Here is a 9,287-nt window from a genome sequence, read left to right on the forward strand (position 1 = left end):
GCGGGCGACCGAATGGCGGCCCGAAAGGGCCGTGACCGTTAGGCGACGAAGGAGCCTTACGGGCATCGACAGCAGAGATGGGGCAGGGGATAAGGGGCTTGCGCAGCCCCTTACCCCCTACGACCCCCAACCCCGCGTTGGGGCAGCCATCCTTGACGGCCTCTAAACCTGTTTGGATAGTCCCCTTTCCTCCTCCCTGTCGCGCGGCATAGGGCATCGCCCTCCGGCTGTCCAGCGCCCAGCGCGGGACGAGCGTCCGGGCGGCGTCGGAGCTTCCGCCCCTGCGGGGCGGCGATCTCCTCCGCGCCATGCCGCGCTTACGCTTGCAAAACAGGATGGGGACCTTTTGCGCATGGAAGGAAGTTCCATGTCCGGAAGTCTGGAAAAAGGCTTTCCCTTGCTGATTCCGCGCACTGTGCCTGTGAGCGCGGGATGGGTGGCTGGGGATATTCGTCTCGTGCTATCTGAGTGCTTGGTGCCCGGGACGGTGTTTGGAGAGCTGTCCCTTGCGTGTGGCTGTTGGTTTGTTTGAGGTGTGGAGAGGGGGTCTCCTGTTGCGGGCAGGGAGGATAGGCTGATTGGCGCAGGCTGGCATATCTTATTCAGAGGGGATGAGTTTTACCTGCCATCGGTTTGTATTTTTCTTTGGGCTTTGGAAGAGGCTTGTAGGGCGTTCGTACACGAGGTCGCAAACTGGATAGCTGGGTTAGGTTATTTTCTGGGTTATAGTGAATACAGCTTGCGTTAAAAGGCCGTTTTTCAAACGTAGGCTTTTCGTCTTGGTCAGTGTGCGAAAAGGGGTGCCGTTCTGTAGGAGACTAAAAGCCAGCCAAACGATGGTAGCATACGCTCACCGTTGGCCAGCCTTCTCAAAAGTTTTCCCTGGTGGCCGCCTTTACCACACCTCTACGACGCAAAATTATCGGCGCAGCCAAAGGGAAAAAATTTTACGCCATTCCAGTTCGTCAAAGGTGTGCGTGACATGAAAAAATACCCTCGGTAAGCAGCGATATGACCGAAGTCAGGGGACATTTTGCTGCATTGGGTTCGTTTGTGTGGGGACGAGGACGCATGGGAGACATGCGTAAGGGCAATTCCAAGCGCGCAGGTATATTGACGAAGTTCTGAAATCTTTTTACATAAAAGAAGATTCAATTTACGGAGTAGCTGTCATGCGAAGTTCTCCCCCTATCCCCGCTCTCTCTCTCTCTCTCTCTCTCTCTCTCTTGCTGATATAAATAACATCCGGGGACAGTCGGTCCGCCGTCCTGCCGGTCACTGCTGTGGACATGGAGCGTTGTCCGTGCCGACGTCTGTTGTCCTGTGCAGTTTTAAGCACGGTCGCAAAGAAGCGGTGGATTTCTCAGCTCTGTCTGCCCGCGTGCATCTGCTCGCCCTCGTCGGGCAGGGGAGGGCAGCCGCATGAGTCCTCTGTCCGTCAATCACAATCTCATGGCCTATGGCGTGTCTCGTCAGCTGTCGGCGCATTACGACACGCTGGCGGATTCCGTGCGCCGCCTCTCCACCGGTCTGCGGGTGGAACGAGCGGCCGACGATGCGGCCGGGCTGGCCATCCGCGAGCTCATGCGAGCGGACATCAAGGCTCTGGGGCAGGGCGCGCGCAACGCCAATGACGCTATCTCCCTTATCCAGACGGCGGACGGGGCCTTGCAGATCATCGACGAAAAGCTCATCCGCATGAAGGAACTGGCCGAGCAGGCGGCCACCGGTACCTACGACTCCACGCAACGTCTCATCATCAACAGCGAATTCCAGCAAATGGCCTCGGAGATAGACCGCATCGCCAAGGCCACGGATTTCAACGGCGTGAAGCTGCTGGACGGCTCGCTCTCCGGGCCGCACGACGGCACCGGCGCGGGCAGCGCGGACGGCCTGTCCTCCACCGGGGCGCTCAAGGTGCATTTCGGCACGGCCAACGACAGCGCGGAAGACTATTACTATGTGGAGATAGGGGATTGTACGCTGGCCGGACTGGGCCTGCGGGAAGGCGGCGCCGGTGGTGCTGGTGGCGGTGGAGGGGCCGGATATGGCGGAGTTCCTATTTTGAGTGAGAGGGTACAGAATGGAAAAGTTGTGGAATATAATTCTGGTTTTATTTCCTTTGGAATCATTCCGGCAGGCTCAACAAACATCTCGTTGTATCTTAATGATGGCGCCCAGCCTGATGATATTCTGATATTTAATAGAAAAGGGGAGCTTCTTGCAGGAAATCCAATGAATCAATGGAGTTATATACCAATAGGTAATGAGTATTCTGAATCAAATGGGTTTCTTCCCGGTGCAGTTTATGACTCCCACAAAGTAAATGGAACTGGAACCTTCCTTAACTATGTATCTTCAAATTATTTATATAATTTTACAGTCGATGGCATGAATTTTGGCTATACGGGGAGCACAAAGGATTTCAACCCAAACACACGTGATCCTGTTGAAAAACTAACCATAGATTATGTCACTGAGGATTTGGTTCTTGTTGTTGCAGGAATAGGAGTTTTTAATTTTTCGGCCAGTTGGACGGCCATGCCCACGGCGGGCGGTGGTGGTGTCGTGGCCCCCGGTGACCCCAACGGGGATATCATCTCCATCAGCACGCAGGAGCTTGCCCAGCGGGCCTTGAATCGGTTGGATAACGCCATCGTCCGCAAGGACCAGATCCGCGCCCATCTTGGCGCGACGCAGAACCGGCTGGAAAATACGGTGACCAATCTCACCGTGCAGGCCGAGAGTTTGCAGGCGGCGGAATCCCGTATCTCGGACGTGGACGTGGCCACGGAGATGACGACATTCGTCCGTAATCAGGTCCTTACCCAGTCAGCCACCTCCATGCTGGCGCAGGCCAATGCCTTCCCCCACATGCTCTTGCAACTCTTGCAGGGGTAGGGGGAGGTTCTCTTCTCTCTTGTTTTTTTGGGGCCGCTGGGTTGGGGCTGTTGCGAGCAGGGGAGGACTTGCCTCGTATCCCTGACTCTTCCCCGGTAAAAGCGCGCTGGGGAAGGGATGGGGGGCTTGGGGGAAAGGGGAACCCCTCCAGCGCTGGCGGAGGGGTTCCCCTTCCCCCCAAACAAACAGCGAATAGTGTTAACAGCCCGTTGGCGACGCAGGAGCCTTACGGGCATCGACAGCAGAGCGAAGAGTTCCCCTTCCCCCAATCTTACACCGTCTAGCGGCCGGCCCACTGCACGCGGTGCACGTCAGGGGCGGGCAGGGCAACGCTGCGGGGATAGTGGACAGCCGGTTTGCCGTAGAGCATACAATAGCTCAGCTCGTAGCCGTCCGGCATACCCAGACGTTGCATGACATCGGGCAGGAAGAGCGTGATGCACCAGTAGAGCAGGCCGCACCAGGTAGTGCCCAGTCCCCAGGAGTGCGCCAGAAGTTCGAAATAGGAAAGATAGATGATCGGATCCTGCATGGGGCAGGGGGCATCCTTGGCGTTGGCCACGATGACGCAGTGCGGGGCCGTGCGGAAGAGCACATCCACCTGCTTTTCCCGCCAGAGGCGCGGGGCCGCGCGAAAGACCTGCGCCCGACGGTCATCCGGGATGGCCCCGGCGGCGTCAAGTTCGGCCAGCCGGGCATAGACTTCTTCACGGAAGGCCTGCAGGGAGGTCAGCGTATCCAGCGTGCAGACCCAGAGTTTGCGGGCGTTGACGCCGGTGGGCGCGTACTGGGCGGCGGCAAAGAGCTGGTCAAGGGTGGCGCGATCCACATCTTCCTGGCGGTACTGGCGACAGCTGCGCCGTCCGCGCACAAGGGCGGTCAGACTGTCAGGATGGGGGAAAACGCCGTCAAGCGACAGACAGTCCGCCGCCGTATGGCCAAGGACGGAAACCGCGCCCACAGGGCAGACGGCCAGACAGTGCTGGCAGCCGATGCACTTTTCTTCATGGAGCATGACGGGATAGCCGTCGTGCATGGTCAGGGCCTGACCCACGCAATCCTTGACGCAGGCCCCACAGGACAGGCATGCTGCGGTATCGACGGAAAAGAAATCATGAGACCTCCTCGGCAGGGGTGAATGATAGGCCATTGTGCTTCCAAACAGGCCGGGTGGCAAGCCGCCGGCAAGGGCGGAGGGGATATGCGCATACGAAAGGGAGCGGCGGCACTGGCGCTGCTGGTCGCGGGCGGACTGGCGCTTGGGGGCTGGCGGCTGGTGCTGCGCGGGGACAGCGTCCCGGTTTTTTACGGCAATGTGGAGATCCGGCAGGTGGACGTGGGCTTTCGCGTGGGTGGACGTCTGACCGACCTGCTGGTGGAGGAGGGCGACAGCGTGCGGGCAGGCGACCTGCTCGCGCGGCTGGATGACGACACGCTGGCGGCGCAGGCGCAGCAGGCGCAGGCCCAGCTGGCGCGGGAAAAGGCCAATCTGCAACGGCTGGAAAGCGGCTACCGCAGCGAGGAGATCGCCGCCGCCCGGGCGGAGCTGGCCGCCGCCAGCGCCCTTGCCGACAATGCCCGTCAGAATCTGCAGCGGGTGGAGGCCATGCGGGCAGGCAACGCCATCTCCCAGAAGGAGCTGGACAATGCCCGGGGCACCTACCGCAATGCGGCGGCCAAGCAGAAGGCGGCGCAGGAGCAGCTCTTGCTGGTGAGCACCGGCTACCGGGACGAGGACGTAGCCGCCCAGCGGGCAACGGTGGCCGCCGCCGAAGCCCAGTACGCTCTGGCGCGCATCGCGCTGGAGGACGCGAACCTGTACGCGCCGCAGGCGGGCGTCGTGCTGACGCGGGTGCGCGAGGCCGGGGCCATCGTGCAGGCGGGGCAGCCGGTCTATACGTTGAGCCTGACGGAACCGGTCTGGCTGCGGGTCTATGTGGACGAACCGCAGCTGGGCGGCATCCGGCCCGGCATGGCCGTGGAGGTGCTGTGCGACGCCGCGCCCGGCCGCAGTCTGCCCGGGCGGGTGGGGTTCATTTCTCCTTCGGCGGAATTTACCCCCAAGAATGTGGAGACGGCCGAAGTGCGCACGTCGCTGGTCTACCGGGTGCGTGTGCAGGCCGAGGATCCGGACGGCATCCTGCGGCAGGGGATGCCTGTCCGCGTGCGGCTGCCTGCCGCCGGAGAGGCGGCGCGGCCATGAGGCCGGAGAAGGGCACGACGGAGCCCGCGTATGCCGTGGAGCTGGACGGGCTGGGGATGCGCTTCGGGGCGCGGACGGCCCTCAGCGAAATCTCGGCCCGCATCCGTGCCGGGCGGATAACCGGGCTCATGGGGCCGGATGCCGCGGGCAAGACCACCCTGCTGCGGCTGATGGCCGGGCTCATGCAGCCCACGGCGGGCGCGGTGCGGCTGCTGGGCATGGACGCCCTGCGGCTTGCGCGAACGAGCCCCAACAGCATCGGCTACATGCCGCAGCGCTTCGGCCTGTATGAGGATCTTTCGGTACGCGCCAATCTGGAACTGCATGCCCGCCTGCGCGGCGTGGAAGGCGAAGCGCGGGAAGGGCTTTTTGCGCGCCTGCTGGGTTTTACCGGACTGGCCCCCTTTACCGGCCGCCTTGCAGGGCGTCTTTCCGGCGGCATGAAACAGAAACTGGGCATCGCCTGCGCGCTGCTCGGCTCGCCGCGCATTCTGCTGCTGGACGAGCCCGGCGTGGGGGTGGACCCGCTCTCCCGGCGCGAGCTCTGGGAAATGGTCACGACCTTGTGCCGTGAAGGCATGACCATCATCTGGTCTACGGCCTATCTGGACGAGGCCGCCCGCTGTCCGGAGGTCCTCATGCTCAATGAAGGGCGTCTGCTCTATGCCGGCGCGCCGGAGGCCATGTTGGAGCGCGTGCGGGGGCGGGTGTTCGCTCTGCGGCCGTCACGAGAGGAACGGCGCGCCTGCCTTGCCCGCTGGACGGAGACGGACGGCGTGGAAGACGTGGTGGTGCAGGGCAGCCGCATTCGTCTGCTGCTGGCTGCGGACGCGCCGGAGGGGCTGAACAGCAGGGTGCGTGAAGAGGGCGGCGAGGCCGTTCCGCCCCGGCTGGAAGACGCCTATATGAGCGCGCTGGGCGGCATGCTGAAAACGCCCTCGCCCTACGGGCGGCGCCCGGCGGAGGAAGGGGCTGCCGCGACGGCCGACAGTGGGGCAGCGACGGCGGAGCGCATCGTGGCCGAGGGGCTGACCAAGCGTTTCGGCACGTTCGTGGCGGCGGATGCGGTGAGCTTTCGCGTACGGGCCGGGGAGATCTTCGGCCTGCTGGGGCCCAACGGAGCAGGCAAGTCCACCACCTTCCGCATGCTCTGCGGCCTCTCACGGCCCACGGCGGGGCAATGCCGGGTGGACGGGGTGGACCTGCTGCGGGCCGGGAGTCTGGCGCGCGCCCGCCTGGGCTACATGGCGCAGAAATTTTCCCTTTACCCGGACATCAGCGTGGCCGCCAACGTCGGCGTCTTTGCCGATCTCTACGGCCTCAGCCGTCGGGAACAGCGGGAGCGCCTGCCGCGTCTGGCCGAGGCCCTCGGCCTTGCGCCTTTCTGGCACAGCCGGACGGACAGCCTGCCGCTGGGCCAGAAACAGCGCCTTGCCCTGCTGTGCGCCACCCTGCACGAGCCGCCGGTGCTCTTTCTCGATGAACCGACCTCCGGCGTGGACGCCCGTACCCGCCGCGACTTCTGGAAGCACATCCTTGCTCTCACCGCCGCCGGGACGGCCGTGCTGGTGACCACGCATTTCATGGAAGAGGCCGAATACTGCGACCGGCTGGCCTGCATCAACGGCGGGCGCATCATCAGCATGGGCACGCCGGACGATCTCAAGGCCGCCTGCGCCCGCGAAAGCGGACAGGACGATCCCACGCTGGAGGACGCCTTCATCGCCTGCATCCTGCGGCAGCGCCGCGAGGAGGCGCAGGCATGAACCGCTTCTGGTGGCGTCAGCTCGGGGCGCTCGTGCGCAAGGAAGCCCTGCAGATCGTCCGCGATCCCTCTTCCTATCTGGTGGCCGGCGTCCTGCCGCTGCTCTTTCTTTTTCTGTTCGGCTACGGGATCACGCTGGACCCCGGCATCCTGCGGCTGGCCGTGCTCAATGAAAGCGGCGGCGCGTCCTCGCAACAGCTGGCGGCCGCCTTTGCCCATTCCCCGTGGTTTGCCGTGCGGACCGTGCACGACATGCCCGAAGCCGAGGGCCTCATGCGGGATTCCCGCGTACAGGGGGTACTCGTGCTGCGGCAGGATTTCGACGCCTGCCGGGAGCGCGGCGCGGCGGCGCAGCTCATGCTCATCGTGGACGGTACGGAACCCAATATCGCCACCTTCATCCAGAGTTACGGACAGGGCGTCATCAGCCGCTGGCAAAGCCTGCAGTCGCCCGGAGCCGAGGCCGTGCAGCCCGCCGTGAGCATGGAGCAGCGCTTCTGGTACAATCCCACGGCCCGCAGCGAGCAGTTCCTCGTGCCCGGGGCCATCACCGTCATCATGACCCTCATCGGTACCCTGCTGACCTCGCTGGTCTTTGCCCGCGAATGGGAGCGCGGCACCATGGAAGCCATGTTCGCCACGCCGGTCAGCCGTTTGCAGCTCCTGCTGGGCAAGCTGATCCCCTATTTCGGCATGGGCATGTTCAGCATGGGCGTCTGCGCGCTGGCCGCGGTCTGGCTGTTCGAGGTGCCGTTCCGGGGCTCGGTGGGCGCGCTGCTGCTTTTGTCGTCGGTGTTCATGTGCTGCGCGCTGGGGCAGGGGTTGCTCATCTCCACGGCCTTTCGTACGCAGCTCGTGGCGGCCGAGGCCGGGCTCTTCTCCGGTTTTTTGCCGGCGCTGCTGCTGTCGGGCTTCGTGTTCGACATCAACAGCATGCCGCCCGTCCTGCAGTGGTTGACGCATCTGCTGCCGGCCAGCTACTTCAATACCAGCCTGCGGACGCTCTTCCTGGCCGGGGACGTGTGGGCGATCTACGGGCGGGCGCTCTTCTTCATGGGGCTGCTGGCGGCAGTGCTGCTGGGCCTGACCTACCGCAATCTGCGCAAGAGGCTGGACGTATGACGGGTGCGATCAACTGGCGTCGCTTTGCGGCCATCGTCCGCAAGGAACTGCTGGTCCTCCTGAGCAACCGCGTCTCGCGGATCATGCTGGTGGTGCCGCCGCTCATGCAGATCGTCATTTTCGGCTGGGCGGCCACGCTGGAGGTGCGCAATGTGGATGTGGCCGTGCTGCGGCATGACGCGGGCCAACTCTCCACGGAAGTGCTGCACCGCCTGCGGGGTTCGCCCACCTTCCGCCGTGTCTTTTTCGTGGACAGCGAGGCGGCGCTGCGGCAGGCCGTGGAAGAGGAGCGGGCCCTGCTGGCCCTGGTCTTCCCGCAGGATTTCTCCCGGCGGGCGGCGGCAGGGGAGACGGCCACGCTGCAGGTCATCCTGGACGGCCGCCGCTCCAATGCCGCGCAGATCGCCGCCTACTATCTGCAGACCCTGCTGCGGGAGGTGGGTGAGCAGACGCCGCGCGGTCAGGCTGCCGCCACGGCCGGCGTGACGCCGCGGCTTCTGGTGGCCGGGCGCTGCTGGTTCAATCCCAATCTGGAATTCCAGTGGTTTTTCCTGCCCAACCTCATCGGCATGCTGAGCTTCATGCTCGGGCTGGTGGTGACCGGGCTTTCCGTGGCCCGTGAGCGCGAGGTGGGCACCTTCGACCAGCTGCTCGTGTCCCCCGCCACGCCGACGGAGATCGCGCTGGCCAAACTCATGCCCGGCTGCCTCGTGGGCCTGGTGCACGGGAGCATCTTCCTGCTGATCACGGTCTTCGGCTTCGGCGTGCCCTTCACCGGCTCCGTCGTCCTGCTCTACGTGGCCATCCTGATCTTTGCGCTGGCCTCCGGGGGCGTGGGCCTCATGGTCTCTTCCCTCTCCTCCACCCAGCAGCAGGCCTTTCTGGGGGCCTTTACCGTGGGCGTGCCCTGCATCCTCCTTTCCGGGGCCGTGACGCCGGTGATCAATATGCCGCCCTTCCTCCAGCACGCCAGCCAGTTCAACCCGGTGGCGCACTTCACCGTCCTCGTGCAGGGGGTCTTCCTCAAGGATATCTCCCTTGCGGCCGCCGCCGTGAGCCTGGGCAAGATCGCCTGCATCGCGCTGGTCTGCGTGAGCGTGGCGGTCTGGATGTTCCGGCGGCGGGTGTGAGGACGGAAAAGCGGGACGGAAGAAAGGAGGAGGCGCGGCTTGCCGCCGTACCTGTCCTCTGGTAGCATTGAGAACCTGTTGACACTCTTGCAGTTTACTTTGGGGGGAAGGGGAACCCCTCGCCTCGCGCGGGCGGGGGTATCTGCCCTCCCCGCCGTGCAGGGAG

Annotated in this window: 5 protein-coding genes and 2 pseudogenes; 6 read left to right on the plus strand and 1 reads right to left on the minus strand. The window is 64.0% G+C overall.

What is annotated here, in order from left to right; all coding sequences use genetic code 11:
• Positions 1-1,422 precede the first annotated feature (1,422 nt).
• Both Q0K12_RS11840 and Q0K12_RS11845 read left to right on the plus strand, forming a co-directional pair.
• Positions 1,423-2,001: pseudogene (locus tag Q0K12_RS11840) on the plus strand (flagellin); the annotation flags it as partial.
• Between the two features lie 600 nt (positions 2,002-2,601).
• Positions 2,602-2,901 (plus strand): annotated as a pseudogene (locus tag Q0K12_RS11845) (flagellin); the annotation flags it as partial.
• Positions 2,902-3,181: 280 nt separating this feature from the next.
• On the opposite strand, the gene Q0K12_RS11850 reads toward Q0K12_RS11845, so the two are convergent.
• Positions 3,182-4,051: a nitroreductase family protein gene (locus Q0K12_RS11850; protein WP_297263179.1), complete on the minus strand. Its 870-nt coding sequence runs from the start codon at positions 4,049-4,051 to the stop codon at positions 3,182-3,184.
• 51 nt (positions 4,052-4,102) lie between these two features.
• On the opposite strand from Q0K12_RS11850, the gene Q0K12_RS11855 reads away from it, so the two are divergent.
• The 4 genes from Q0K12_RS11855 to Q0K12_RS11870 are packed head-to-tail and all read left to right on the plus strand — an operon-like array spanning position 4,103 to position 9,121.
• A complete protein-coding gene (locus Q0K12_RS11855; RefSeq protein WP_297263180.1) occupies positions 4,103-5,104 on the plus strand; it encodes an efflux RND transporter periplasmic adaptor subunit in 1,002 nt (333 codons plus the stop codon).
• Entirely contained in the window at positions 5,101-6,870 is a 1,770-nt protein-coding gene (locus tag Q0K12_RS11860; RefSeq protein WP_297263181.1) for an ATP-binding cassette domain-containing protein, read from the plus strand. The genes Q0K12_RS11855 and Q0K12_RS11860 overlap by 4 nt, the downstream gene beginning before the upstream one ends.
• Positions 6,867-7,991, plus strand: coding sequence for an ABC transporter permease (locus tag Q0K12_RS11865; protein ID WP_297263182.1), 1,125 nt, complete (start codon positions 6,867-6,869; stop codon positions 7,989-7,991). The genes Q0K12_RS11860 and Q0K12_RS11865 overlap by 4 nt, the downstream gene beginning before the upstream one ends.
• Positions 7,988-9,121 (plus strand): ABC transporter permease, encoded by a 1,134-nt coding sequence (locus Q0K12_RS11870; RefSeq protein ID WP_297263183.1) that lies wholly within the window; start codon positions 7,988-7,990, stop codon positions 9,119-9,121. Before Q0K12_RS11865 ends, Q0K12_RS11870 begins: the two co-directional genes overlap by 4 nt.
• The last annotated feature ends 166 nt before the right edge of the window (positions 9,122-9,287 follow it).

This window comes from uncultured Desulfovibrio sp., from assembly GCF_944324525.1.
Lineage (GTDB): Bacteria > Desulfobacterota > Desulfovibrionia > Desulfovibrionales > Desulfovibrionaceae > Desulfovibrio.